This is a genomic window from Pseudomonas sp. HN2 (assembly GCF_020736465.1).
In the GTDB taxonomy this organism is placed as follows: Bacteria; Pseudomonadota; Gammaproteobacteria; order Pseudomonadales; family Pseudomonadaceae; genus Aquipseudomonas; species Aquipseudomonas moraviensis_A.
In genome coordinates, this window is the sequence record NZ_CP085885.1 from 1,326,780 (window position 1) to 1,349,181 (window position 22,402).

Below are 22,402 nucleotides of genomic sequence, written 5' to 3' on the forward strand. Positions count from 1 at the left end.
AGCAGGTGCAGTGATGGCAGACGAAGAGAAGAAAACCCCGAAACCGTTGCTGATCACCGGCATCGATGAACTCTCGCCCAAACTGGGCGCCCTGCGTGTGAAGGTCGAGAGTTTCAAAAACAATCTCGAGCAGACCGGCCTCGGCAAACTGGACATCAGTGGTCTGTTCAAGGGCGGCAGTGTCATCACGCCGTTCGTGGAAGGGATCAAATCGGCGGCGGCGTTCCAGGGCAAATTGAACGAAGTCAGCGACACGGCGAAAACCGTCGATCTGCCCGCCGCGCCGACAGCCGCCGCGCAGAACATGAATGTGTTCAGTGCATCGATGGAAAAGGTTTCGGCCTCGGTTGACGCCGCGCTGGTGCCAGCCGTTGCGGCGCTGGTGGTTGGCCTGGAGCCGGTGCTGACTCAGGTCGGCAGCCTGCTCGCCGACAATCCGCAACTGGTCGAAGGCCTGGCGGCGGGGGCCATTGCCTTTTCGGCGATGCAAACCGCAGTGGCCGGCGCCACGCAAGTGTTCGATGTGATGAGCATGGTGCTGAAGACCAACCCGATCATGCTGATTGCCATGGGCATTGCCGTCGCCGCCGGTCTGATCGTGGCCAACTGGACACCGATCAGCGCCTTCTTCACAAGGATGTGGGAGGGCGTGAAAAACGCCGGGGCGAGTGCGATGGCGACGTTGCGCTCGATACTCGACTGGCGACCGATGGCTGCACTGGCGGCGCTGTGGGAGCCGCTCGGCGGATTCTTTTCGGGCATCTGGGACAAAGTCAAAGCAGTCACCGCGCCGGTGACTGACTTTTTGCAATCGGTGTTTTCCTGGTCCCCGGCCGGAATGATCATTGAAAACTGGGGGCCGCTGACCGGCCTGTTCTCGGCGATCTGGGAATTGCTCAAGGCCTTGAGTGTGCCGGTGATGGCGTTTCTCAGAAACCTGTTCGATTTCTCGCCGATGCAGATGATTACCGATGCGTGGGGTGGTGTCGTGACGTTCTTCGAACCGATGTTCACGACGCTGCGATCGGCCGTACAAAGCACCCGGGATATCCTGCGGACGCTATTCGATTTTTTCCCGATGGAAATGCTCACCAGCGCCTGGGGCGGGATTGTCGGGTTCTTCGAACCGATCTGGATGGCGCTGCAAACGTCTATGCAGCGGGTCAGAGGCTTTTTCACCAGCCTGTTCGAATGGTCGCCGCTGGAACAGATTGCCCAGTATTGGCAACCGGTCGGGGAGGTCTTTTCGGCGATCTGGGGCGTTGTATTGGCACTGTCCGCGCCGGTCGTGGATTTTCTGCACAGCCTGTTCGAATGGAAGCCTCTGGAGCAGATCATCGAGAGTTGGGGGCCGATCACCGAGTGGTTCGGCGAGTTGTGGCAAAAGCTGCAAACCGTCATCGCGCCGATCAAGGAATTGTTCGACGGCGGTTTTGCCGGATTGATCGCCAAGGTCACCGGCAAGGTTGAAACTCTCACTCAAGCACAACGCCAGACCAATGCCGAAGGCAAGGGCGAGCTGGCGCCGGCGTTCTTCGGTGCCAGCCCGGCGCCTGCTGGCAACGGCACACTGCAAAGCGGTTCGTTGCCGCAAACCTCCAGCGCGCTGATCCAGCAGAGCGCCGCCAACAACCGTACGCAACTCGAAGGCGGCCTGACCGTGCGCTTCGAAAATGCGCCGGCAGGCCTGCGCACCGAACAACCGCAAACCAATCAACCGGGCCTGGCCGTGTCTTCGCGCATCGGCTATCGCTCACTGTCGATGGGAGGTTCCCAATGAACTGGCGTGACCGTTTGTTGCCGGCATCCTTTCGCGGTGTCGGCTTCTGGATCGACCAGGCGAAAACCCCGGTCGGTCGCAAAGGGCAGTTGCATGAATACCCGCAGCGCGACCTGCCGTTTTTCGAGGACCTCGGCCAGCAGGCCAAGACCCACAATCTGACCGCGTTCATTATCGGCCCCGATTGCCTGGAGCAGCGCGACAAGCTGCTCAAGGCGCTGGAGCAGGGCCGTGGCGAACTGGTGCATCCGTGGCTCGGACGCCTGCAAGTCAAGGTCGGCGAATGCGACATGACCCACACCCGCCAGGACGGTGGGCTGGTGACGTTCGCCTTGAAGTTTTATCCCGATCAGCCGCTGCCGTTTCCGACGGCCACGGTCAGCACACAGAAAGTGCTGCTGGCCAAAGCCGACGGTCTGCTGGGTTCGGCGGTGGCGCGTTTCGAACAGGCGATGACGCTGATCAAGGCTGCGCGGATCGGCATCACCAACCTGCGCAACAGCCTTACCGGCGTCTACGAGGTGATCAAGGAGCAACTGAAACCGTTGATCGAGCAGTATCGGCAGATCACCGAACTGGTCAAAGCCGTGAAGGAGCTGCCCAGGGAAGTGGCGGCAGAATTCAAGGGTTTGCTCGGCGATATCAAGGAGCTGAAAGCGTTCGCCAAGGAAGGCTACCGTGGCGTGATTGCCGACGTGTCGCAGCAACTCGAAGCGATCCGCAAGGCCGATGCGCCGAAGATCACCACCGGCAAGGACACCAATGCCGCAGCGCAAGCGATGGTCGATCTGGTGCAAGACACGATGCTGGTCAAAGTCGCGCAGTGGGTGGCCTCGATGCCGGTGGCGACCACGCCGGTAAAACTGGCGTCGACACCGTCGGTGGCTCAACAGTCGACATCGCCGGTCAGCCGTCAGGAAGTGCCTGTCAGCGATGATATGCAAGCCCTGCGCACGGCGGTGACTGCCGCCATTGATCCGATGCTGGCGAAAGCCGGGCCTGCGCACTTCCAGGCCATCAATGATGTAAAGGAGGCGCTGGTGGCTCATCTCAAAGCGGTGGCGTCCTCCGGCGTGCGGCAAGTCAGCAAGTCGTTTCAGGAAAGCTTTCCGGCAGTGGTCGTGGCCTACAAGCAGTTCGGCGACGCCACGCGAGTCGACGAAGTGACTCAGCGCAACGGGATCACCCATCCCGGTTTCTCGCCCAATGACGTGAAAGTCTCGCGGGAGTGACGCCATGAACGAGATGGACAATCACGTCACGCTGACGGTCAACGACATGGAATACGGCGGCTGGAAAAGCGTCGAAATCACTGCCGATCTTGAGCGTCAGTTCCGCACCTTCAAGCTCGACATCACCTGGCAATGGCCGGGGCAGACCGTGGATCAAAGAATCAAACCGGGCGACCCCTGCGAAGTAAAAATCGGCAAGGACCTGGTGCTCACCGGCTACGTGTTCAAGGCGCCGATCCGCTATGACGGACGGCAGATCAGCCTGACCATTGAAGGCAGTTCGAAAACCCAGGATCTGGTCGATTGCGCCGCCCGCAACCTGCCCAGCCAATGGCAGCAACAACCGTTGCTGAGCATCGTCCGCGATCTGGCGAGCGAATATGGACTGTGGGTCGTCAATGAAATCAGCGAAACCACGCGCCTGACCAAACACACCATCGTGCCGGGTGAAACGGTGTTTCAGTCGATCGACCGGCTGCTCTCGCTGCTGCGGGTGTTTTCCACCGACAACGAACTGGGCCAGTTGGTGTTGGCCAAACCCGGCAGCGGCGGACGCGCCAGCGATGCGCTGGAGTTGGGCAAGAACATCCTCTCGGCCAATGCGCCGATGGATTTCAGCCAGGTGTTTTCCGAGTACCGGGTGATCGGCCAGCAAAAAGGCTCGGATGCGAAAAGCGGCGCGGCGGTCAGCGAAGTCGAGTCGACGGCGGCGGATCTGAGCTTCAAACGTCGGCGCACCACGGTGATCAATGAAGGCACGCAGCTGACCTTTGAGTTGGCGCAACAGCGTGCCCAATGGGAAAGCGCGACCCGCATGGGCCGGGCTCAGGCCACCACCTATCAGGTGCAGGGCTGGCGGCAGAGCAACGGTGATTTGTGGCGCCACAACACGCTGGTGAAGGTCAAGGATCCGGTGCTCGATTTCGATGGCGATATGCTGATCTCCAAGGTCACTTATTCGTTGTCGGCGCAGGGTTCGGTGACCACGTTGCAAGTGGCACCGCCGCATACCTTTGATCCTGATCCGACTCCCCCGAAGCAAACCTGAGCCTTGCACCGCCCCCTGTAGGAGTGAGCCTGCTCGCGATAGCGGTTCAACAGACACAGAAGTGTCGACTGTCATGCCGCCATCGCGAGCAGGCTCACTCCTACAGTTGATCGCGTTGTGCCCACCTTTTTGAGAAAAAACCATGAGCCTACTGACACGCCTGCTGGCGCGCGGCACTGTCGTGCTCGCCAATTCGGCTTCGAAACTGCAATCGCTGCAAATGCGCCTCACCGCCGGCGAAGTCAACGACGACCTCGAACACTTCGAGCCCTACGGTTTTACCAGCCATCCGCTGGCTGGGGCCGAAGGGATCGTCACCTTCATCGGCGGTGACCGTTCCCACGCCATCGCCCTGGTCATTGCCGACCGCCGCTATCGCTTGCAAGCACTCGCCGCCGGCGAAGTGGCGATCTACACCGACGAAGGCGACAGGATTCATTTCAAGCGCGGGCGGATCATCGATATCGAAACCGCCACGCTGAACATCCGCGCCAGCAGCGCGGTGAACTTCGACACGCCGGTCATCAATCAGACCGGCAAGATCGTTTCCACAGGCGATCAACTGGCCGGCGGTATCAGCCAGATCAAGCACGTCCATGTTGGCGTTCAGGCCGGCAATGGGCAGACCGGCGCGCCGGCAGGAGGCCAATGATGCTCATCAGCCAGAATCTCCACGCCGCACTGACCCGCGCCGTGCTCATCAGCCTGTTCACCTGGCGCCGCGCCGCCGATGACGACGCCCTCGATGACGAAGAGCGCTTCGGCTGGTGGGGCGACAGTTTTCCCACCGTGGCCGACGATCGCATCGGCTCGCGGCTGTGGCTGTTGCGCCGGGTCAAGCTGACCCGGCAGACGCAAATGGACGCCGAGTTCTATGCCCGTGAAGCCCTGCAGTGGCTGCTGGACGACGGCCACTGCAGCGCCATCGACATCATCAGCGAACGCCTCGACGCCCAGCGCCTGAACCTGCGCACGGTCCTGACCCTGGCCGACGGCGAACGTCTGGACATCAACCCCGATAACAGTTGGCAGGTGATCTATGCCGTTTGAAACCCCTACGCTGCCGGTGCTGATCAAGCGCACCCAAAGCGACCTGGCCGGCGATTCGCTGCGCCAGTCCGATGCGCAAGTGCTGGCCCGTACCCTCGGCGGCGCCGCTTATGGCCTGTACGGTTATCTCGACTGGATTGCCGAACAGATCCTGCCCGACAAGGCCGACGAGTCGACCCTTGAACGTATCGCCGCACTGCGCCTGAACCAGCCGCGCAAAGCCGCGCAAGTGGCTAGCGGCAGCGTCAGTTTTACCGCCACTCCCGGCGCTGTGCTGGATATCGACACGCTGCTGCAAGCGAACGATGGCCGCACCTACAAAGTCACCACCGCGCGCACCACGGTCAATGGCAGCAACAGCACCACGATTGCGGCGCTGGAGGCCGGCAGTCTGGGCAACGCTGATGCGGGTCTGACGCTGACCCCGGTGCAACCGATTGCCGGGATTGTCGGCACCAGCTTTGTGGTGCTGGCGCCGGGCCTCAGCGGTGGCGTGGCCCGCGAAAGCCTGGAATCGCTGCGCTCGCGGGTCATTCGATCCTATCGGGTAATTCCCCACGGTGGCGCGGCCAGCGACTACGAAACCTGGGCACTGGAAGTACCGGGTGTGACGCGGGCGTGGTGTCGTGGTGGTTTGCTCGGACCGGGCACGGTGACCGTGTTCATCATGCGCGACGACGACCCGCAACCGGTGCCGAACGATGAGCAACTGGCAGAGGTTCAGGATTACCTCGAACCGCTGCGCCCGGTAACCGCCGAAGTACATGTGCAGCGACCGGTGCAAGTGCCGGTGGTGTATCGCTTCAAGCGCGTCGAGCCGGACACCACCGCGGTACGCGCCGCCGTCGAAGCGCAACTGCGTGACCTGCATAACCGCGAGGCCGATCTGGGTGTGCCGCTGCTGATCAGCCATATCCGCGAAGCGATCAGCAGCGCTGGCGGCGAGTACGACCACAGCCTCAGCGCACCGGCGGCGGACGTGCCGGCCGGGCAGAGCGAACTGCTCACCTTCGGAGGCTGCGTATGGGAGGCATAAGAACCGCCGCGCAATATCAGGCGCAACTGCGCGCCTTGCTGCCCAGCGGCCCGGCATGGGATCCGGAACGGGTGCCGGAACTCGAAGAAGTGTTGCAAGGCGTCGCCGTCGAACTGGCCCGCCTCGACGCCCGCGCCGCCGATCTGCTCAACGAAATGGACCCGGCCGGCGTCAGCGAACTGGTGCCCGACTGGGAACGCGTCATGCAGTTGCCCGACCCGTGCCTGGGCACCACGCCGCTATTCGACGACCGCCGCCTCGCCGTACGCCGCCGCCTGCTCGCAGTCGGCAGCCAGGCTGTCGGCTACTACCTCGACATCGCCAAAAGCCAAGGCTACCCCAACGCCAGCATCACCGAACACGAAGCACCACGCATGGGCCGTGCACGTTTCGGCTCGGCGCATTGGGGCACCTGGGAAGCGCAATTCATGTGGACGCTCAACACCGGCGGCCGCCTGCTGCTCGGTCGGCGTTATGGCGCTAGCTATTGGGGGGAGCGCTTCGGCGTCAACCCCGGCTCGGCGCTGGAATGCCTGATCCACCGCAGCGCGCCGGCGCATACCAAGGTGCATATCAATTATGACTAGGGAGAAATAGCAGATGGACTATCCGATCAGTGTGCCCAGTGCCGGGCTGGTGAATGGCAGGTTTGTCGACGAGAACCCCATAACAGGGACGCCGGGGTCGTTGATTCCAGCGGACTGGGGCAACGGGGTTACCCAGGAAATTCTCAATGTGATCAAGGCGGCAGACCTGACGCCGGACGAGAAGAAATACGATCAGTTGTTGCAGGCGATTCGCAGCGTTTCGGCCAAGGGCTGGAATCTGGATTCGGCGTTGCCGATCGGTTCCTTGCCATTGCCGACCGTCGCGAATGCAGAGGGCCGATTGGCCGTCACTGCCAATGCGTCGGCGACCAGCGGAGGCAAGGTTTCGGTGCCGCCGGGTATACCGGTGAGCATCGCTCAAGAGGTCGTGCCTGGCCAGTTGGGCAGGTCGCGCACGTTTACCACGTCGAACTGGACCAGCGCCGAATTGTTGCCTAATACGGGTTATTTTCTGCGTGCTCAAGTAGTCGGCGACGCACTGATTTTTTATGTACAGCGCGGCGCGCCGACTGACGCAGCCCCGGCGTCCCTGAAAGGCATGGCGGATGGCGTGGGCGGTGGCGGATTTTGCTCGACCAGCCTGGACATGTGCGTTGCCTGGATTCTCACCGGAGCGGTGGGAACTGTCCCTCTGGTACTCGCAATCTATAACCGGGCCCGGCTCACCTGGAGCCAGACCGTTAGTGGGACCGGTGTGATTTATCTGCCACTGGACCCGCATGCGCGTTCGGCCCGGTTGATTTTCAGCAATGCGACGCCTTCAGCCAGCCTGCTGACCAGCGTAGGGTTCTCGGAGGCCAATTGGTTGGGCTCCAGTTACACGTTTACGAGCCCTGGCGTGCAGATCATCGGTGGCAACCCATCAGGATGGACAGCCAAAAATCCAATCGTGATCTGTTCCAATAATGCGGTCGGAGACGTGTCCGTATCGACCTTGACCGCCGGGTTCGATCACACGCAGCTTCGCTCGTTGTGGCAGACATTTCAGTCTCAACATGGTCTCGGCTCGATGGATGCTTCGAAGGACGAAGCGCTGCATGGCATCGGCATCAAAACTCACCCTGTTGCCGATTACGCCTCCGGTATCGCAGTGAATTTCAGTAACGCCGTCAATATTCATTTTTTGTGGGAGTTGATCCGATGAAGGTGATTCAGGAGCTTCATCAATTTGGCGACGAACTGCGCCCGCCGCAGCCTTCGCTTGCACACGAGTGGGATGGACAGCAATGGCTGGCAGACGCATCAAAACTGGCGACGCTGGAACATTTGGAAGCCGAGCACCTGTGCGCGAAAGTCGATGCCGCCGCTGACAACGCTCGCAGCGCACTGGCAGGCGACCCGCTCAAAGCCATGGAGTACGCACAGGCAGCCGCAGACGCTCAGGCTTTTCGGGACGCCGGTTACCCGAAAAAAGAAGTCCCTCTCGCAGTTGCCGCGTGGGTCGTCAAAGGTCGCACGGCCAAACAGGCGGCGGAGCAGATTCTCGCCAAGGCCGAACAGCTGACTGACCACTTGCTCACCCTACGCACTCTGCGCCTGAAGGCCAAGGCGCAGATCCGCGCACAGGCGGGCAAGGGCAAGATCGATCTGGCGCGCGGCGCGGCCGATGAAGCCTTGATTGCCATTGGCGAACTTGCCAGCTAACCGATCTTTCGTCCTGCCTCACCCAAGCCCACTTCGATGTGGGCTTTTTATTTTCCGAACCAGACCTGTGTCTGCCAGTGCGCAGGCATGGCTCATTTGTCATTGCACCGGAACGAACAATCCATGGACTATCCAAAAAGCGTCCCCAGCGTCGGCCTGGTCGACGGCCGTTTCGTCGATGAAAATCCGGTGGCGGGGACGCCGGGTTCGTTGATTCCGGCGGTGTGGGGTAACAGCGTGACTCAGGAAATCCTGAGTGTGATTACCGGCGGGGGCTGGAGGCTTCCGAGGCGGACAACGGCCAGTTGTTCAAGGCGATTCGGGCGATTGTCGGCGGCGCCAGTCCGATGCGTTCGGTGATTACCCGACTGGCTGCTTCGAAAGCGCTGACCGAACAGGAACTCGGGCTGTTGTTGATCGATGGCAGCCCCGGTAGCGTCACCTTGCTGTTACCTCCAGCCGATGCCGCCCTCGGTGTACGCGATGTCATTGTGCGTCGGGTGGACAACAGCGGCAGTCGCATGGTGATACAGGCGGTCGGCACTGACCGAATCCGTTTCCATACTCATCTCTCGCCGAATGGTTACGCGTTTTTCGTACTGATGGGGGGCGGCGACTGGTGGCATTTGCGCAGTGACGGTGCTGGCAGTTGGTGGCCGGTGGGGCGACTTGATACCAGTGCCTTGGGTCGGCCATTTTTCGAAACGACCACTCTGCTCAACCCGGGTGGCTACGGTATTCCTAACGGCGACCTGTTCAAGCGTGCCGAGTGGCCATGGCTGTGGGATTTCGCCCAAGCGTCTGGCGCGTTAACCACCGAGGCTTTACGCGCTGGGAGAGAGGGAGGCTGGACCACTGGCGATGGTGCTTCGAACTTTCGTATTCCGGAAATTCGCGGTGAGTTTTTGCGAGTGCTAAGTGAAAGCAGGAACGTGGACAGCGGGCGAGCTATCGGCAGCCTGCAAATGCATTCCTTGCAAACCCACAACCATTTTCTTCCTACCGGAACCGGCTCTTCTTTCCGTCCGGCGCCTGCTATCCCAGATCCTGTGTGGAACGTTGCCACTGATGTGAATTTTTCTCCGACGTCTTCAACCGTGGCGACGACCTACCCTAATCCTGCATTCGACTCCGATACCTTCATCGGCAATATCGGTAACTTTTCTGGCGAAACCCGTCCTCGAAATATTGCCTACCCCGCCCGAATCAAACTGATCTGAGGTGCACATGTTCAATTATCTGATAGATGACAGTGGCGCGTTGTCAGGACCGGTCGAATTTCCGTTGGTACCGGGTATCGGCGCCCAATTACCAAGTAATGCCGTGACCCTGAGCATCGAACTGGCCCCGGCTCCACGGGGATATGCCTGGGTTTATGACAATGGTTCGTTACAACAGCAAGTTGATCGTCGCGGCAATGTTTATCACACCGATACGGGGTTGAGAGAAAGCTGGACGAAGCTGGGCGATTTGCCGGAAGGCCTCACCGAATTGCCTTGGCCAGGCGGCTTTCACGCTTGGATCGATAATGCCTGGCAGCTCGACGAAGTCGCGCGACTGGCTGATCTGAAGCGTGTCGTTCTGGCTCAGCGCGATGTCCTGCTCGGCAACGCCTTACTCCGCATCGCGCCCTTGCAATATGCCGAAGACGCCGGTGATGCCAACCATGACGAACAGTTACAGCTGCTCGAATGGAAGCTCTACAGCGTGGAGTTGAACCGCATCGACAAGCAGCCCGGTTTTCCTGAGGCGATCAATTGGCCGGTTTTGCCTGCCTGACCGCTTAATTTTTCACAAAGAGATATGCAATGGATTATCCAAAAAGTGTGCCCGGTGCGGGTTTGGTAAATGGAAAGTTTGCGGATGAAAACCCACTCACCGGTGTCCCCGGGTCATTGATTCCGGCAAGTTGGGGCAATGGCGTTACGCAAGAAATCATGGAAGTCATCACGAGTACCGGGGCCACCGCTGATGAAAGTGACAACACTCAGCTCAGGGTTGCAATCAATACCCTGATCTCCAGGAACCAGAGCGAAAGCCTGGCTACTCAGGAAGACGCGGAGTCGGGTTCAAGTTCGACAAAACTGATGACTCCGTTGCGAGTCTTCCAAGCCATTGGCAAGAAAGTTTTGCAAGCAACCGAGACGATCACCGGGACAGCAAGAGTCGCTTCTCAAGCGGAGGTCAATGCTGGCACCAGTGATTCGGTTATGGTCACTCCCAGGAAACTCCGACTCGGGTTCATGGTGAGACTCGGTCCCTCTGGGTACCTGGTATTTCCGTCCTGGATGGGCGGTCTGATCATCCAATGGATCAACGGAAGTGCCAGTCAGACCGCTAACAATAACAACGGTGAACTCAATTTGTGGCCGTTGGCATTTCCCAATGCATTGTTCCTCGCGGTTGCAACCCATGAGGGGACGTCAACGGCGACATTTCTCACTTGGAATGCGGTGTCCTCGGTAAGTCGACAAGTGGGCATCAATGTGCGTTGCCCTGATTACGCTAATGTCTCGATTTCCGCACGAATCATCGGCGTGGGGTATTGAATATGTATTATTTTTCTCCGCAAACCAGCGGCTTTTATCATTCGCAACTGCATGGCCTGAACATACCGGCGGACGCTTATGAATTAAGCGAAGGCGAGTATTGCGCGCTGATATCAAATGCACCCAAGGGAACAATTCTTTCTCTCGATAAAGACGGACGCCCGGAACGAATCCTGATGGCCGAGCAAACTGCCGCCTCCCTTGAGCGTGTGTGGCGGGACCACCAGTTGCAGCTGACTCAGTGGTTGGTGATTCGCGATATGGAAGAGTTGGAAACGGGTGGCGGCACGACACTGCGTATCGAGGAATACAGACAACTTTTGGCTTATCGACAAGCGTTGCGCGACTGGCCTGATGATCCGGAGTTTCCGCAGAGTCTCTCGCGTCCGCTGGAACCCGATTGGCTTGAAATAGCGATGCGCGCAAACAGCTGAGTTACGCGCCGAGAAAGCGCAGCGCACAAAGAATCTTCAAGGAATACTCACGTGGATTATCCCAAAAGCGTCCCCGGCTCTGGTCTGGTCAACGGCAAGTTCGTTGATGAGGACGCCATTGCTGGTACGCCCGGCTCGCTGATTCCAGCGAGCTGGGGCAACAGTGTCACTCAGGAAATACTCAGCGCAATTACCGCAGCAGGGTTGAGCCCGGATGAGCAGCAGACTGATCAATTGGCTCAAGCGATCCGGCAACTGTCCAGGCCAGATCCGCTGCAACAGTTTCCGGTGCAGGTGTATCGCCGGAATCTGCTGATCAATGGCGGATTCGATATCTGGCAACGCGGGACGACCAATCAGGCGCCAAATGTCGGCGGGTACGTGGCTGATCGTTTCCGTTGTGACTGGAACGGCAATGCTGCCGTGAATATCTCTCGCCAGGATTTCGCGCCAGGCCAATCCGAAGTGTCAGGCGAGCCCGCTCATTTTTTGCGTTGGCAGCAGACAACAGCCGGCGTCGGTTCCACTGAACACAAAATTTCCCAATATATCGAGTCGGTCAGGACACTGGCCGGTAAAACCGCCACCATGACCTTTTGGGCGCGCTCCGATGCTGCGCGGCCGCTGAAGGTATTCATAACCCAGTACTTCGGAACTGGTGGCTCGGAGCCGGTGATGAAATCGGTCGAGGTCTTTCAATTGACCACGGCTTGGTCCAGGTACACGACCACCTTTCAGGTACCTGTAATCGCCGGGAAAATGCTCGGTGCCAATGATTGTCTGAGGCTGAGTTTCGATCTTCCGCTGAATGTGATTCAAACGGTTGACCTGGCAAGAATTCAGCTGGAAGAAGGGCCGGTTTCTACCCCCTTCGAAAGCCGTCCGGCCGCGGAAGAGCTGATGTTATGTCAGCGCTACTTCGAAAAGTCTTTTGCAAGCCGCTTGCCCATTCGGGCAAACAACGGCCCAAGTACCTGTATCGCCACGTTCACCCAGGCCGCTGCCGCGAAGTCCCCCCAGTCCGGGATGGCGGTAACCCTGCTGGTTCAGAAGCGCGTACAGCCTACGATCAAGATGTATTGCCCCGGCGAGGCCAGCGGTGAAATCTGGAATTATTCACTTATAAAGGCATGTACTGGATCCATCGTGCAGAGTGTGACCGAGCGCAGTTTTGCCTTTGGCACGACGACGCCCGTCGACAGCGTTCCGGGACAGATACTGCAGATTGAATGGACTGCGGATGCCGAGCTCTAGGAGTAAGCAATGAGTTATCAATTGACTACATGCGGCGTACTAAGGCTGAGCGATGTAGCTTATATCCCGCAAGATCCAACCAATCGCGACTGGCTTGATTATCAAGACTGGCTTTTATCTGGCGGCAAGGTAATGCCGGCAAACGATTCGTTTGAAACTGCCCTGGACAGCCCCCTGAAAACTCTGGCAAATAAATGGCTGGCAAGCATCAGCCGCCAACCGTGATTCAATCGGGACAACATCCAGGGAGGATCAAGCATCATGCAGTTAACTGAAAAACACCTTATCGACATCATGCCCAACGCCCGCTCCCAAGCGGGCGTTTTTATTTCGCCACTCAACGCCGCCATGGCCAGGCAGCGCATTGATACGCCCAAGCGCATTGCCGCGTTTCTGGCACAGGTCGGTCACGAGTCGGGCCAATTGCGTTACGTGCGCGAACTGGGCAACAACCAATACCTGAGCAAATACGACACCGGCACCCTGGCGCTGCGTCTGGGCAATACGCCCGAGGCGGATGGCGACGGGCAAAAATACCGAGGGCGTGGGCTCATACAAATCACCGGTCGCGCAAACTATCGCCAATGCAGCCTCGGCTTGTTTGGCGATGAGCGTCTGTTGGCATTGCCCGAATTGCTCGAGCAACCGCAATGGGCAGCCGAATCGGCGGCGTGGTTCTGGGCGCAGAAGGGCTTGAATGAACTGGCCGATGCGGACCAGTTCAACATCATTACCCGGCGCATCAACGGCGGGTTGAACGGCTTGCAGGATCGTCTCGAGATCTGGGCGCGGGCGAGGGCGGTGCTATGTCCGGCTCCTGGCGGGTGATTGGCCTGTTGTTGATGGTGGCCGGGGCTTTTGCTGCGGCGTGGCAGTTTCAGGACTGGCGCTACGGGCAGCAATTGGCCGAGCAGGCGCGGTTAAACGCCGAAACGCAAAACCAACTGACACAAGCTGCCGCGAACGCGCAACAGGCCGAGCAGGATAAACGCCTGGCACTGGAGCAACGGCTCGCGGCCAGTGAACACACCCATTATCGAGCGCTGAGCGATGCCCAACGTGATCAGGATCGCCTGCGCGATCGTCTTGCTACTGCCGATGTTCGGCTGTCAGTCCTTCTCGACGCCGGCGACGTTGCCCACGGCTGTGCGGTGCCAGCCACCGCCGGCACCGGCGGCGTGGATTCTGCAACCGTACGCGCCCGACTTGACCCGGCGCATGCTCAACGAATTATCGCCATCACCGACACCGGCGACCGCGGACTGATTGCCTTGCAGGCGTGTCAGGCCTACGTCAGAGCGTTGGCGCCCGAACATTTTGAATGATTCTGTGTATTGAAAGCGCGTCCGGCTCGTGTACGGTGAAGACATTCCACACGATCCGGAGCTCGCCGTGAAAGAGACCACCCAACTGGCCGCCGAACTGGGCCGACGTCTGCAAGTGCTCAATGCCCACGTCACCACCGCCGAGTCTTGCACCGGCGGCGGGATTGCCGAAGCGATCACGCGGATTCCGGGCAGTTCGGCCTGGTTTGAGGCCGGGTACGTGACGTACTCCAACCGGCAGAAAACCCGCCAGCTGAATGTGCCGGGTGATTTGTTCGAGACAGTAGGGGCGGTCAGTCGCGAAGTGGTCGAGGCCATGGTGCGCGGTGCGCAGCAGCACAGCCTGGCGCATTTTGCCGTGGCGGTCAGCGGTGTCGCCGGTCCCGACGGCGGCACGCCGAACAAGCCGGTGGGCACGGTATGGCTCGCCTGGGGTGTGGGCGACGCGGTTTACAGTGAGGTTCAGCACTTCCCCGGCGGCCGTGATGAAGTCCGCCGACAAACGGTGAAGGCCGCGCTAGAGGGGCTTGTGCGACTAGCGGCACGAGAAATCGAAAATCAGGGGTAGGCGATCTTCGAGCGCTGTGGAATAATACTGGCTACTTATACAGGTGTTGGCCGTCAGGCCTTATTGATTACGTGAGGACTTTAATGGACGACAACAAGAAGAAAGCCTTGGCTGCGGCCCTGGGTCAGATCGAACGTCAATTCGGCAAGGGTGCCGTAATGCGTATGGGCGATCAGGACCGTCAGGCGATCCCGGCCATCTCTACTGGCTCTCTGGGTCTGGACATCGCACTCGGCATCGGCGGTCTGCCAAAAGGCCGTATCGTTGAAATCTACGGTCCTGAATCCTCCGGTAAAACCACACTGACACTGTCGGTCATCGCCCAGGCGCAAAAAGCCGGCGCGACCTGCGCATTCGTCGACGCCGAGCACGCCCTCGATCCAGAGTACGCCGGCAAGCTGGGCGTCAATGTCGACGACCTGCTGGTTTCCCAGCCGGACACCGGCGAACAGGCCCTGGAAATCACCGACATGCTGGTGCGCTCCAACGCCGTTGACGTGATCATCGTCGACTCCGTGGCGGCACTGGTACCGAAGGCTGAAATCGAAGGTGAAATGGGCGACATGCACGTCGGCCTGCAAGCACGTCTGATGTCTCAGGCGCTGCGTAAGATCACCGGTAACATCAAGAACGCCAACTGCCTGGTCATCTTCATCAACCAGATCCGTATGAAGATCGGCGTGATGTTCGGCAGCCCGGAAACCACCACCGGTGGTAACGCGCTGAAGTTCTACGCTTCGGTTCGTCTCGACATCCGCCGTACCGGCGCGGTGAAGGAAGGCGACGAAGTGGTCGGCAGCGAAACCCGCGTCAAGGTTGTGAAGAACAAGGTGGCTTCGCCGTTCCGTCAGGCCGAATTCCAGATTCTTTACGGCAAGGGCATCTACCTCAACGGTGAGATGATCGACCTGGGTGTGTTGCACGGTTTCGTCGAGAAGTCCGGCGCCTGGTACGCCTACGAAGGCACCAAGATCGGTCAGGGCAAGGCCAACTCGGCCAAGTTCCTGGCGGACAACCCGGAAATCGCCGCGAAGCTCGAGAAGCAACTGCGTGATAAGCTGCTGTCGCCAGCAGTGATTGCAGACTCCAAGGCCTCGGCGGTCAAAGAGACCGAAGACGACCTGGCCGACGCTGACCTCTGATCGCAGCGATGACCACCGCCGTACTGGATACCCTCGTCGCGGTGCGGCGAACCGCCATGGACCTGCTCGCACGCCGCGAGCATGGTCGCGTCGAGTTGACGCGCAAGCTGCGTCAGCGCGGCGCCGACGCGGAGCTGATCGAAACAGCCCTCGACCGTCTGACGGAAGAGGGACTGCTTTCAGAAGCGCGATACCTTGAAAGTTTTGTTTCCTACCGAGCCCGTTCCGGCTATGGCCCATTGCGAATTCGTGAGGAGCTCAGCCAGCGGGGCTTGCAACGTACCGATATCGAAGTCGCCCTGCGCGAAAGCGGTATCAATTGGCAGGCGCAGCTTCAGGACACGTGGCAACGCAAGTTCTCCGGGCATTTACCGATTGATGCGAAAGAAAGAGCCAAACAAGGCCGGTTTCTGGCGTATCGGGGGTTCTCGATGGAGATGATCAACCGATTGTTCAGCGGTCGAGAGATGGACGATTAAATCGATTCAACAAAAAACGGCCCGCTATTTTTAAAAATAGCGGGCCGTTTTTTTTTTGCCTTCAGATCACGTTGGAAGGTTCGCGCGAGCGTTGTGCGGTGGGCGGTTTTGAGTCTGCCCAGTTTTCCGGCAGGTTGATAAAGTCCACCAACTCTCTCAGACGACCATGGGTGCGGCCGTTGAAGGCGAACGCCAGCCGCGCCAGATGGCTGAACTGTGCATCATCATGTTCTTCGCCACTGTAGGCGTGTTGATGAAACTGGTCGCTCAGGCACAAGTCAGCAAATTCCTCCTGCATCTGCGCCAATGCCTGCTCGCGGAGCTTGTGGTTCATGCGTATCACGAACTGCCGCTTGAGCCAGCGGGTGGAGTGAAAGTTGCTGTAGAACTGATTGATCTCTTCCACCGCGTCTTCAACGCTGTAGACCAGCCGCATCAGCTTCATATCCGTCGGCAGGATATAGCGGTTGTCTTCCAGTTGGTTGCGGATGAAATCCAGCGCGCCTTGCCAGAACGTCCCGCCCGGGACATCCAGCAACACCACCGGCACCAATGGGCTTTTGCCGGTCTGGATCAGCGTCAGCACTTCCAGCGCTTCATCAAGGGTGCCAAAACCGCCCGGGCACAGCACCAGCGCATCGGCCTCTTTGACGAAGAACAGTTTGCGGGTGAAGAAAAAGTGGAAGGGCAACAGATTGTCGGTGCCATCGACGGTGGGGTTGGCATGTTGTTCGAAGGGCAGGGTGATGTTGAAACCCAGGCTGTGATCTCGCCCGGCCCCTTCGTGGGCGGCGGCCATGATGCCGCCGCCGGCGCCGGTGATGACCATCATGTCCGCACGGGTCAGCGCTGCGCCGAGTTCGCGGGCCATCGCGTACAGCGGATGTTCCACTGGCGTACGTGCCGAGCCGAATACGGTGACTTTGCGCCGGCCCTTGAATTGCTCAAGCACGCGAAACGCCTGCTCCAGTTCACGCAGGGCTTGCAGGGTGATCTTGGCGTTCCAGCGGTTGTGGTCTTCCTGAGCCATACGCAGCACAGTCAGGATCATGTCGCGGTAGATGGGGATGTTCGGGCTGTTGGGGGAAACATGGTCGAGTTGGGCTTCGACCTGGCTGATGAGGTCGCCGCGTTCCTGAAAATGACGGCTCAAGAGGTCGTTCGGTTGATAGGGCATTCAACGTCTCCTTCTGCACAGAGCGAGTGACTCTGACGAGAACGTCCGAGCCGCACTGCAAAAACACACAGGGCCGGCAGTTCCATTTCTGCCGTTAACGAATGATCGGGAATACTCTGAATCTAGACCCTCCCACGCATTCGTGCCGACTTGAACAGTGCGCTGTAACGTTTTGCGTGGCAACCGCTTACTGGATTGCAACAAAGCCTCGCCGCTCGTCTGAACGTGTCGCGAAGGGCCATCACTCTGATTTACTCAAATACAGATGTCGCAAGACAACCTTGCGTTTGCGCAAGGCCGGCAATTCATGGATTCGTGGGTGGCAAGGAGGCGGGATGCATGGCCAGAGTGGTTCTGGAGATCGATACGCAACTGTATCGAATGTTGCAGGAGTCGGCCAAGACCAATCAATTGAGTCTCGAGGAAGAGTGCTGCCGACGATTGGCTGGCGGCGAGCGTCGCTCGCGTTATCTGCAGGCGCTGGTGGCGGAACTGCGCGCCGAGGATGAACAGCGGCGCGCTAACGCTTCACGCTGATTACTTTTTCTTGGCGGGCGCAGTTTTCGGGCAATCGGATTCCTGATAGCTCGCCGAGCCGATCGCTTTGTTGGTTTTCACTTCGGTGAAGTCGTAACGCATGATCGCGCCCTTGGCCATCAGCTTGCGGTACGACGGGTTATTGCAGACCGACGCGCCCAACTGAAAGTACACAGCCTTGGGATCGGCGCGCATCTTGTCGGCGTGGCTCTTCTGCACGCTCAGATGGTTGATCAACTGCGTGCCTTCGACGGTGTAGCCTTGATCAAGAATGTCTTCATTGATCGCCCGTGGCGTGCCGACGCTGCTTTGGGCGGCGACGTTGCGCAGCTCTCGGTTCAGATTCTGCTCACTCAGGGACGCAGCCTGAGCAGTAAAGGACGACGCCAGCAGAATGGCAGCGGTGGGAACGATAAGGCGCAGCATGAAACTCTCCTGATTCGGTGACTGGTGGTTCGACCCGTCACGGGGCGGTGCGTTCAGTGGCGGCGAATTATAGGGGAGCCGGTCTGGACGGTACAGGCTTGTAGCCGTCGCTCTGGTAAACTGCCGGCCTTTATTGCCCTGCCGAGTGTCGTTCGTGTCGAGTTTCCCTGTCTGCCGGTGTCGCCTGCGATGAACCATGCCCCCAACGCCGTGGCCCGCCTGCGCGATCAGCGCGAAGATGAAGGCATCAAGCCGATTCAGGCGCGCGGGTTCCGCTCCGAGCGCTGCCGTGATTGCCGAGTGATCATCAGCCATTGCCTGTGCGCGTGGCGGCCGAGCGTCGACACCCGTTCCGGCGTGTGCCTGATCATGACCGGCAAGGAAGTGTTCAAGCCCAGCAACACCGGCTGGCTGATTGCCGACGTCGTGCGCGACAACCACGCGTTTATCTGGTCGCGCACCGAGCCTGACCCGCAGATGCTCGCATTGCTCAACGATCCGCAATGGCAGCCGTATCTGGTGTTTCCGGGTGAATATGTCGAGCCGTCGCGGGTAACCAACACGGTGAGCGTCGATAGCAGCAAGCGTCCGTTGTTCATTCTGCTCGATGCGACCTGGACCGAAGCGCGCAAGATTTTCCGCAAGAGTCCGTATTTCGATCGTTTGCCGATTCTCAGTCTGCTGCCCGACAAACTCTCGCGCTATCGCTTGCGCCGCTCGACTCGCAGCGAGCATTTGTGTACCGCTGAAGTCGCCGCGTTATGTCTGGAACTGGCCGGTGACAGCGATGCGGCATCGGCACTGGACGCCTACTTCGATGTGTTCAGCCAGCATTACCTGGGTGCCAAGCAGCAACTGGACGTGAATGAATCAACTCCCGCTCACGCCGAGTTGTTGCCTTATATACGAAAGCCGCAGCCGGAGTTGGCCCGATAGTGGCCCATACTGTCGACAGCGCTGGCCATCTTGCTTGACCACCCCGGCTTCGCTGGGCATGCTTGGCGCCGATTAGGGTGCGGCCAAGGTTTGAAACGCCGTTTTTGCAGTTGATTGGCGTTGAACGTGCCCCTGTGGATATCGCTTCAAAAGCGACATCTTGAGTTGTTTTGGCCAGACCGGAATGCACCGGGTCTGCCATCAAAAACAGGATCATTTGAAAAATGGCCACATACGACATCCTGATTGCCGATGATCACCCATTGTTTCGTAGTGCCCTGCATCAAGCGGTGACGCTGGGCCTCGGCCCGGATGTTCGGCTGGTGGAAGTGGCGAGCATCGCCGAACTGGAAGCACGCCTGACCGAAAAGTCTGACTGGGACCTGGTCCTGCTGGATCTGAACATGCCCGGCGCTTTCGGGTTTTCCGGGTTGGTCATGCTGCGCGGACAGTATCCGCAGATTCCGGTGGTGATGGTCTCGGCCCAGGAAGAAGCTTCGGTGATGGTCAAGTCCCGCGAGTTCGGTGCCAGCGGCTTTATTCCCAAGTCCAGCGACTTGAACGTGATCCAGCAAGCGGTGCGCAAAGTCCTCGATGGCGATGTGTTCTGGCCGCCGCAAGCCTTCGAAGCGGTGAGCGTGTCGGATGAGGCGAAAGCCGCCAGCGATGGTCTGGCCAGCCTGACGCCGCAACAGTTCCGCGTGCTGACCATGGTCTGCGAAGGCCTGCTGAACAAGCAGATCGCCTACGAGTTGAGCGTGTCGGAAGCGACCATCAAGGCTCACGTCACGGCGATCTTTCGCAAATTGAATGTGCGCACTCGCACGCAAGCGGCTTTACTGCTGCAACAACTTGAGTCAATTCCGAGCCAGTGATGGCTGGCTGTTTCACGCTTTTTTGACTTTCGTTGATCTAGCTTCCCCACTCCTTTTTGGTTGGTTTCTTCTTTATGTCACCTTTCAAGGGCCAGACCGGCCTGAAACGCATCCTCAACGCGTCCGGCTATTCGCTTGACGGCTTGCGTGCCGCCTTCACCGGCGAAGCAGCGTTCCGCCAATTGGTGCTGCTCAACGTGGTGCTGATTCCGCTGACATTCTTCCTCAATGTCAGCCGAGTCGAGCAGGCAGTGTTGATCGCTGTTTGTTTGCTGGCGCTGATTGTCGAGCTGCTCAATTCGGCGGTGGAAGCGGCCATTGACCGCATCTCGCTGGAATTGCATCCGCTGTCGAAAAATGCCAAGGACATGGGCAGCGCCGCGCAGTTCGTGGCATTGAGCATGATCGCGCTGGTGTGGGCGGTGATTCTGCTTTAAGCGATGGTCGGCAAGACGATCTCGTCGCTGCGCTGCACCCCGGCGGTAAACGCGCGGCACAGGTCGAGAAACTCGCGCATGGCCGAGGTCTGGTACTTCTGTTTATGCCAGATGAAATAGAACTGCCGGGCGAGGTCCAGATCCGGCGTCTCGACCGGCACCAGGCTGCCGCGGCGGAAGGCATCGCGCAGCGCCAGCCGCGAGATACAGCCAATCCCCAGGCCTGACTCTACCGCGCGTTTGATCGCTTCAGTGTGTTCCAGCTCCAGCCGAATGTTCAGCGCACTGCGGTGGTGGCGCATGGCTTGATCGAAGGTCAGGCGCGTGCCGGAACCCTGTTCCCGCAGAATCCACGCCTCGTGGGTCAGCTCTTCCATTGTCGCACTGCCGCGTTTGGCCAACGGATGCTGTGGCGCGCAGAACACCACCAGCTCATCTTCGACCCAGCTCTGCACTTCGATGTCGGGATGGCTGCAATCGCCTTCAATCAGACCCAGATCAATTTCGTAATGCGCGACTTGTTGCACGATATTCGCAGTGTTCTGCACGTGCAGCTTGACCTGACTTTCGGGGTGGCGCTGCATGAAACTGCCGATCAGCAGGGTTGCCAGATAGTTGCCAATGGTCAGCGTCGCCCCCACTGATAAAGAGCCGAAACCGGATTTGCCGTTGAGCAGGTCTTCGATTTCCTTGGCCTGATCGAGCAGGGCCACCGCTTGCGGCAACAGCTGTTTACCGAGGGCGTTGAGACTCAGGCGCTTACCGGCGCGGTCGAACAGCTGGCAGCTGGACTGGCGCTCGAGCTCGGTGATCGAAGTGCTGGCCGCCGATTGCGAGAGGTTGAGCAGACCCGCAGCACGGGATACGCTTTCCTGCTGGGCGACGGCGACGAAGACTTGCAGTTGACGGAGAGTAAATCGCATATCGATATAACCGATAACCCTTATCTTAATAATCCAGTTAACAGATATTGTCGTCGCTATTAGAATGCGATGCAATTGCGCACGTTAAGCCTCATCGAGCCGCGCAGACCAATCTCCAGGAGTCAAACGTACATGAGCAACATGAACCACGAGCGTGTCCTCAGTGTTCATCACTGGAACGACACTCTGTTCAGCTTCAAGTGCACCCGCGATCCGGGCCTGCGCTTCGAGAACGGTCAGTTCGTGATGATCGGCCTGCAACAACCCAACGGCCGCCCGCTTATGCGCGCTTACTCGATCGCCAGCCCGAACTGGGAAGAGCATCTCGAGTTCTTCAGCATCAAGGTACAGGACGGTCCGCTGACCTCCCAGCTGCAGCATTTGAAGGAAGGCGACGAGATCATCATCTCGAAGAAGCCTACCGGCACGCTGGTTCTTGATGACCTGAACCCGGGCAAGCACTTGTACCTGCTGAGCACCGGCACCGGTCTGGCGCCGTTCATGAGCGTCATTCAGGACCCGGAAACCTACGAGCGCTTTGAAAAAGTGATCCTGGTTCACGGCGTGCGTTACGTCAACGAAGTCGCCTACCGCGAATTCATTACCGAGCACCTGCCGCAGAACGAGTTTTTCGGCGAGGCGCTGCGTGACAAGCTGATCTACTACCCGACCGTGACCCGCGAGCCGTTCGAGAACCAGGGCCGCCTGACCGACCTGATGCGCAGCGGCAAGCTGTTCAGCGACATCGGCCTGCCACCGATCAACCCGCAGGACGACCGCGCGATGATCTGCGGCAGCCCGAGCATGCTCGACGAGACCAGCGAAGTGCTCGACAGCTTCGGCCTGAAGATCTCGGCGCGGATGCGCGAGCCGGGTGATTATCTGATCGAGCGTGCGTTCGTCGAAAAATAACACCCCTTGTAGGAGTGAGCCTGCTCGCGA

At 59.2% G+C, this 22,402-nt stretch carries 27 protein-coding genes and 1 pseudogene; 25 read left to right on the forward strand and 3 right to left on the reverse strand.

Annotated elements, in window-relative coordinates; genetic code table 11:
• Positions 1–13: 13 nt before the first annotated feature.
• The 20 genes and pseudogenes from LIS66_RS05735 (at position 14) to recX (ending at position 16,149) form a co-directional block, all read left to right on the forward strand.
• Positions 14–1,780 carry a phage tail protein gene (locus LIS66_RS05735; RefSeq protein WP_227973786.1) on the forward strand — a complete coding sequence of 589 codons (1,767 nt, stop codon included), beginning with the start codon at positions 14–16 and terminating at the stop codon, positions 1,778–1,780.
• Positions 1,777–3,012, forward strand: a complete 1,236-nt coding sequence (locus tag LIS66_RS05740; RefSeq protein WP_042607024.1) for a DNA circularization protein — start codon at positions 1,777–1,779, stop codon at positions 3,010–3,012. The genes LIS66_RS05735 and LIS66_RS05740 overlap by 4 nt, the downstream gene beginning before the upstream one ends.
• A gap of 4 nt (positions 3,013–3,016) precedes the next feature.
• Positions 3,017–4,060: a phage baseplate assembly protein gene (locus LIS66_RS05745; protein ID WP_042607025.1), complete on the forward strand. Its 1,044-nt coding sequence runs from the start codon at positions 3,017–3,019 to the stop codon at positions 4,058–4,060.
• 142 nt (positions 4,061–4,202) lie between these two features.
• Positions 4,203–4,712, forward strand: coding sequence for a phage baseplate assembly protein V (locus LIS66_RS05750; protein ID WP_116658366.1), 510 nt, complete (start codon positions 4,203–4,205; stop codon positions 4,710–4,712).
• The gene (locus tag LIS66_RS05755) at positions 4,712–5,110 is read left to right on the forward strand and encodes a phage GP46 family protein (protein WP_101157940.1); all 399 of its coding nucleotides are present in this window, start codon (positions 4,712–4,714) and stop codon (positions 5,108–5,110) included. The genes LIS66_RS05750 and LIS66_RS05755 overlap by 1 nt, the downstream gene beginning before the upstream one ends.
• Complete coding sequence (locus LIS66_RS05760; protein WP_227973787.1) at positions 5,100–6,146, forward strand: baseplate J/gp47 family protein; 1,047 nt, start codon at positions 5,100–5,102, stop codon at positions 6,144–6,146. Before LIS66_RS05755 ends, LIS66_RS05760 begins: the two co-directional genes overlap by 11 nt.
• Positions 6,134–6,733: a YmfQ family protein gene (locus tag LIS66_RS05765; protein WP_042607028.1), complete on the forward strand. Its 600-nt coding sequence runs from the start codon at positions 6,134–6,136 to the stop codon at positions 6,731–6,733. Before LIS66_RS05760 ends, LIS66_RS05765 begins: the two co-directional genes overlap by 13 nt.
• 13 nt (positions 6,734–6,746) lie before the next feature.
• Positions 6,747–7,898 carry a hypothetical protein gene (locus tag LIS66_RS05770; RefSeq protein WP_042607029.1) on the forward strand — a complete coding sequence of 384 codons (1,152 nt, stop codon included), beginning with the start codon at positions 6,747–6,749 and terminating at the stop codon, positions 7,896–7,898.
• Complete coding sequence (locus LIS66_RS05775; RefSeq protein ID WP_042607030.1) at positions 7,895–8,398, forward strand: hypothetical protein; 504 nt, start codon at positions 7,895–7,897, stop codon at positions 8,396–8,398. The genes LIS66_RS05770 and LIS66_RS05775 overlap by 4 nt, the downstream gene beginning before the upstream one ends.
• 123 nt (positions 8,399–8,521) lie before the next feature.
• Positions 8,522–9,618: pseudogene (locus LIS66_RS05780) on the forward strand (phage tail protein).
• Positions 9,619–9,625: 7 nt separating this feature from the next.
• The gene (locus LIS66_RS05785) at positions 9,626–10,177 is read left to right on the forward strand and encodes a tail fiber assembly protein (protein WP_042607031.1); all 552 of its coding nucleotides are present in this window, start codon (positions 9,626–9,628) and stop codon (positions 10,175–10,177) included.
• A gap of 29 nt (positions 10,178–10,206) precedes the next feature.
• The gene (locus LIS66_RS05790; RefSeq protein WP_042607032.1) at positions 10,207–10,947 is read left to right on the forward strand and encodes a hypothetical protein; all 741 of its coding nucleotides are present in this window, start codon (positions 10,207–10,209) and stop codon (positions 10,945–10,947) included.
• 2 nt (positions 10,948–10,949) lie between these two features.
• Entirely contained in the window at positions 10,950–11,381 is a 432-nt protein-coding gene (locus LIS66_RS05795) for a phage tail assembly chaperone (protein WP_227973788.1), read from the forward strand.
• A 51-nt stretch (positions 11,382–11,432) separates the two neighbouring features.
• Positions 11,433–12,635, forward strand: coding sequence for a hypothetical protein (locus LIS66_RS05800; RefSeq protein WP_042607034.1), 1,203 nt, complete (start codon positions 11,433–11,435; stop codon positions 12,633–12,635).
• 9 nt (positions 12,636–12,644) lie between these two features.
• On the forward strand, positions 12,645–12,860 hold the full coding sequence (locus tag LIS66_RS05805; protein WP_080902455.1) for a hypothetical protein: 216 nt from the start codon (positions 12,645–12,647) through the stop codon (positions 12,858–12,860).
• Positions 12,861–12,896: 36 nt separating this feature from the next.
• On the forward strand, positions 12,897–13,463 hold the full coding sequence (locus LIS66_RS05810) for a glycoside hydrolase family 19 protein (protein ID WP_042607035.1): 567 nt from the start codon (positions 12,897–12,899) through the stop codon (positions 13,461–13,463).
• Positions 13,442–13,960, forward strand: coding sequence for a lysis system i-spanin subunit Rz (locus LIS66_RS05815; protein ID WP_042607036.1), 519 nt, complete (start codon positions 13,442–13,444; stop codon positions 13,958–13,960). Before LIS66_RS05810 ends, LIS66_RS05815 begins: the two co-directional genes overlap by 22 nt.
• Before the next feature lie 67 nt (positions 13,961–14,027).
• Positions 14,028–14,528, forward strand: a complete 501-nt coding sequence (locus tag LIS66_RS05820; protein ID WP_042607054.1) for a CinA family protein — start codon at positions 14,028–14,030, stop codon at positions 14,526–14,528.
• A gap of 83 nt (positions 14,529–14,611) precedes the next feature.
• Positions 14,612–15,670: a recombinase RecA gene (gene recA, locus LIS66_RS05825; protein WP_024011876.1), complete on the forward strand. Its 1,059-nt coding sequence runs from the start codon at positions 14,612–14,614 to the stop codon at positions 15,668–15,670.
• A gap of 8 nt (positions 15,671–15,678) precedes the next feature.
• The gene (recX, locus tag LIS66_RS05830; RefSeq protein WP_227973789.1) at positions 15,679–16,149 is read left to right on the forward strand and encodes a recombination regulator RecX; all 471 of its coding nucleotides are present in this window, start codon (positions 15,679–15,681) and stop codon (positions 16,147–16,149) included.
• Positions 16,150–16,210: 61 nt separating this feature from the next.
• Here recX and LIS66_RS05835 read toward each other — a convergent pair whose 3' ends face one another.
• Positions 16,211–17,326 (reverse strand): TIGR00730 family Rossman fold protein, encoded by a 1,116-nt coding sequence (locus tag LIS66_RS05835; RefSeq protein WP_227973790.1) that lies wholly within the window; start codon positions 17,324–17,326, stop codon positions 16,211–16,213.
• A gap of 339 nt (positions 17,327–17,665) precedes the next feature.
• Here LIS66_RS05835 and LIS66_RS05840 point away from each other — a divergent pair, with 339 nt between their 5' ends.
• Positions 17,666–17,863, forward strand: a complete 198-nt coding sequence (locus LIS66_RS05840; RefSeq protein ID WP_039762578.1) for a hypothetical protein — start codon at positions 17,666–17,668, stop codon at positions 17,861–17,863.
• Here LIS66_RS05840 and LIS66_RS05845 read toward each other — a convergent pair whose 3' ends face one another.
• Positions 17,864–18,289: a PA3611 family quorum-sensing-regulated virulence factor gene (locus tag LIS66_RS05845; protein WP_042607039.1), complete on the reverse strand. Its 426-nt coding sequence runs from the start codon at positions 18,287–18,289 to the stop codon at positions 17,864–17,866.
• A gap of 189 nt (positions 18,290–18,478) precedes the next feature.
• Here LIS66_RS05845 and LIS66_RS05850 point away from each other — a divergent pair, with 189 nt between their 5' ends.
• The 3 genes from LIS66_RS05850 (at position 18,479) to LIS66_RS05860 (ending at position 20,537) form a co-directional block, all read left to right on the forward strand.
• Complete coding sequence (locus LIS66_RS05850) at positions 18,479–19,225, forward strand: tRNA-uridine aminocarboxypropyltransferase (protein WP_042607040.1); 747 nt, start codon at positions 18,479–18,481, stop codon at positions 19,223–19,225.
• Between the two features lie 224 nt (positions 19,226–19,449).
• Positions 19,450–20,100 carry a response regulator transcription factor ErdR gene (gene erdR / locus LIS66_RS05855; RefSeq protein ID WP_027611090.1) on the forward strand — a complete coding sequence of 217 codons (651 nt, stop codon included), beginning with the start codon at positions 19,450–19,452 and terminating at the stop codon, positions 20,098–20,100.
• A gap of 74 nt (positions 20,101–20,174) precedes the next feature.
• Positions 20,175–20,537, forward strand: coding sequence for a diacylglycerol kinase (locus LIS66_RS05860; RefSeq protein WP_042607041.1), 363 nt, complete (start codon positions 20,175–20,177; stop codon positions 20,535–20,537).
• Here the strand turns inward: LIS66_RS05860 and LIS66_RS05865 are convergent.
• Positions 20,534–21,460: a LysR family transcriptional regulator gene (locus LIS66_RS05865; RefSeq protein WP_042607042.1), complete on the reverse strand. Its 927-nt coding sequence runs from the start codon at positions 21,458–21,460 to the stop codon at positions 20,534–20,536. The genes LIS66_RS05860 and LIS66_RS05865 overlap by 4 nt on opposite strands.
• A gap of 132 nt (positions 21,461–21,592) precedes the next feature.
• On the opposite strand from LIS66_RS05865, the gene fpr reads away from it, so the two are divergent.
• Entirely contained in the window at positions 21,593–22,372 is a 780-nt protein-coding gene (gene fpr / locus LIS66_RS05870) for a ferredoxin-NADP reductase (RefSeq protein ID WP_007908723.1), read from the forward strand.
• The last annotated feature ends 30 nt before the right edge of the window (positions 22,373–22,402 follow it).

Excerpts from the sequence above, each read along its gene's own strand:
- LIS66_RS05735 (WP_227973786.1), top strand. The coding sequence starts at position 14 with ATGGCAGACGAAGAGAAGAAAACCCCGAAACCGTTGCTGATCACCGGC.
- LIS66_RS05740 (WP_042607024.1), top strand. The coding sequence starts at position 1,777 with ATGAACTGGCGTGACCGTTTGTTGCCGGCATCCTTTCGCGGTGTCGGC.
- LIS66_RS05745 (WP_042607025.1), top strand. The coding sequence starts at position 3,017 with ATGAACGAGATGGACAATCACGTCACGCTGACGGTCAACGACATGGAA.
- LIS66_RS05750 (WP_116658366.1), top strand. The coding sequence starts at position 4,203 with ATGAGCCTACTGACACGCCTGCTGGCGCGCGGCACTGTCGTGCTCGCC.
- LIS66_RS05755 (WP_101157940.1), top strand. The coding sequence starts at position 4,712 with ATGCTCATCAGCCAGAATCTCCACGCCGCACTGACCCGCGCCGTGCTC.
- LIS66_RS05760 (WP_227973787.1), top strand. The coding sequence starts at position 5,100 with ATGCCGTTTGAAACCCCTACGCTGCCGGTGCTGATCAAGCGCACCCAA.
- LIS66_RS05765 (WP_042607028.1), top strand. The coding sequence starts at position 6,134 with ATGGGAGGCATAAGAACCGCCGCGCAATATCAGGCGCAACTGCGCGCC.
- LIS66_RS05770 (WP_042607029.1), top strand. The coding sequence starts at position 6,747 with ATGGACTATCCGATCAGTGTGCCCAGTGCCGGGCTGGTGAATGGCAGG.
- LIS66_RS05775 (WP_042607030.1), top strand. The coding sequence starts at position 7,895 with ATGAAGGTGATTCAGGAGCTTCATCAATTTGGCGACGAACTGCGCCCG.
- LIS66_RS05785 (WP_042607031.1), top strand. The coding sequence starts at position 9,626 with ATGTTCAATTATCTGATAGATGACAGTGGCGCGTTGTCAGGACCGGTC.
- LIS66_RS05790 (WP_042607032.1), top strand. The coding sequence starts at position 10,207 with ATGGATTATCCAAAAAGTGTGCCCGGTGCGGGTTTGGTAAATGGAAAG.
- LIS66_RS05795 (WP_227973788.1), top strand. The coding sequence starts at position 10,950 with ATGTATTATTTTTCTCCGCAAACCAGCGGCTTTTATCATTCGCAACTG.
- LIS66_RS05805 (WP_080902455.1), top strand. The coding sequence starts at position 12,645 with ATGAGTTATCAATTGACTACATGCGGCGTACTAAGGCTGAGCGATGTA.
- LIS66_RS05810 (WP_042607035.1), top strand. The coding sequence starts at position 12,897 with ATGCAGTTAACTGAAAAACACCTTATCGACATCATGCCCAACGCCCGC.
- LIS66_RS05815 (WP_042607036.1), top strand. The coding sequence starts at position 13,442 with ATGTCCGGCTCCTGGCGGGTGATTGGCCTGTTGTTGATGGTGGCCGGG.
- recA (WP_024011876.1), top strand. The coding sequence starts at position 14,612 with ATGGACGACAACAAGAAGAAAGCCTTGGCTGCGGCCCTGGGTCAGATC.
- recX (WP_227973789.1), top strand. The coding sequence starts at position 15,679 with ATGACCACCGCCGTACTGGATACCCTCGTCGCGGTGCGGCGAACCGCC.
- LIS66_RS05835 (WP_227973790.1), bottom strand. The coding sequence starts at position 17,326 with ATGCCCTATCAACCGAACGACCTCTTGAGCCGTCATTTTCAGGAACGC.
- LIS66_RS05840 (WP_039762578.1), top strand. The coding sequence starts at position 17,666 with ATGGCCAGAGTGGTTCTGGAGATCGATACGCAACTGTATCGAATGTTG.
- LIS66_RS05845 (WP_042607039.1), bottom strand. The coding sequence starts at position 18,289 with ATGCTGCGCCTTATCGTTCCCACCGCTGCCATTCTGCTGGCGTCGTCC.
- LIS66_RS05850 (WP_042607040.1), top strand. The coding sequence starts at position 18,479 with ATGAACCATGCCCCCAACGCCGTGGCCCGCCTGCGCGATCAGCGCGAA.
- erdR (WP_027611090.1), top strand. The coding sequence starts at position 19,450 with ATGGCCACATACGACATCCTGATTGCCGATGATCACCCATTGTTTCGT.
- LIS66_RS05860 (WP_042607041.1), top strand. The coding sequence starts at position 20,175 with ATGTCACCTTTCAAGGGCCAGACCGGCCTGAAACGCATCCTCAACGCG.
- LIS66_RS05865 (WP_042607042.1), bottom strand. The coding sequence starts at position 21,460 with ATGCGATTTACTCTCCGTCAACTGCAAGTCTTCGTCGCCGTCGCCCAG.
- fpr (WP_007908723.1), top strand. The coding sequence starts at position 21,593 with ATGAGCAACATGAACCACGAGCGTGTCCTCAGTGTTCATCACTGGAAC.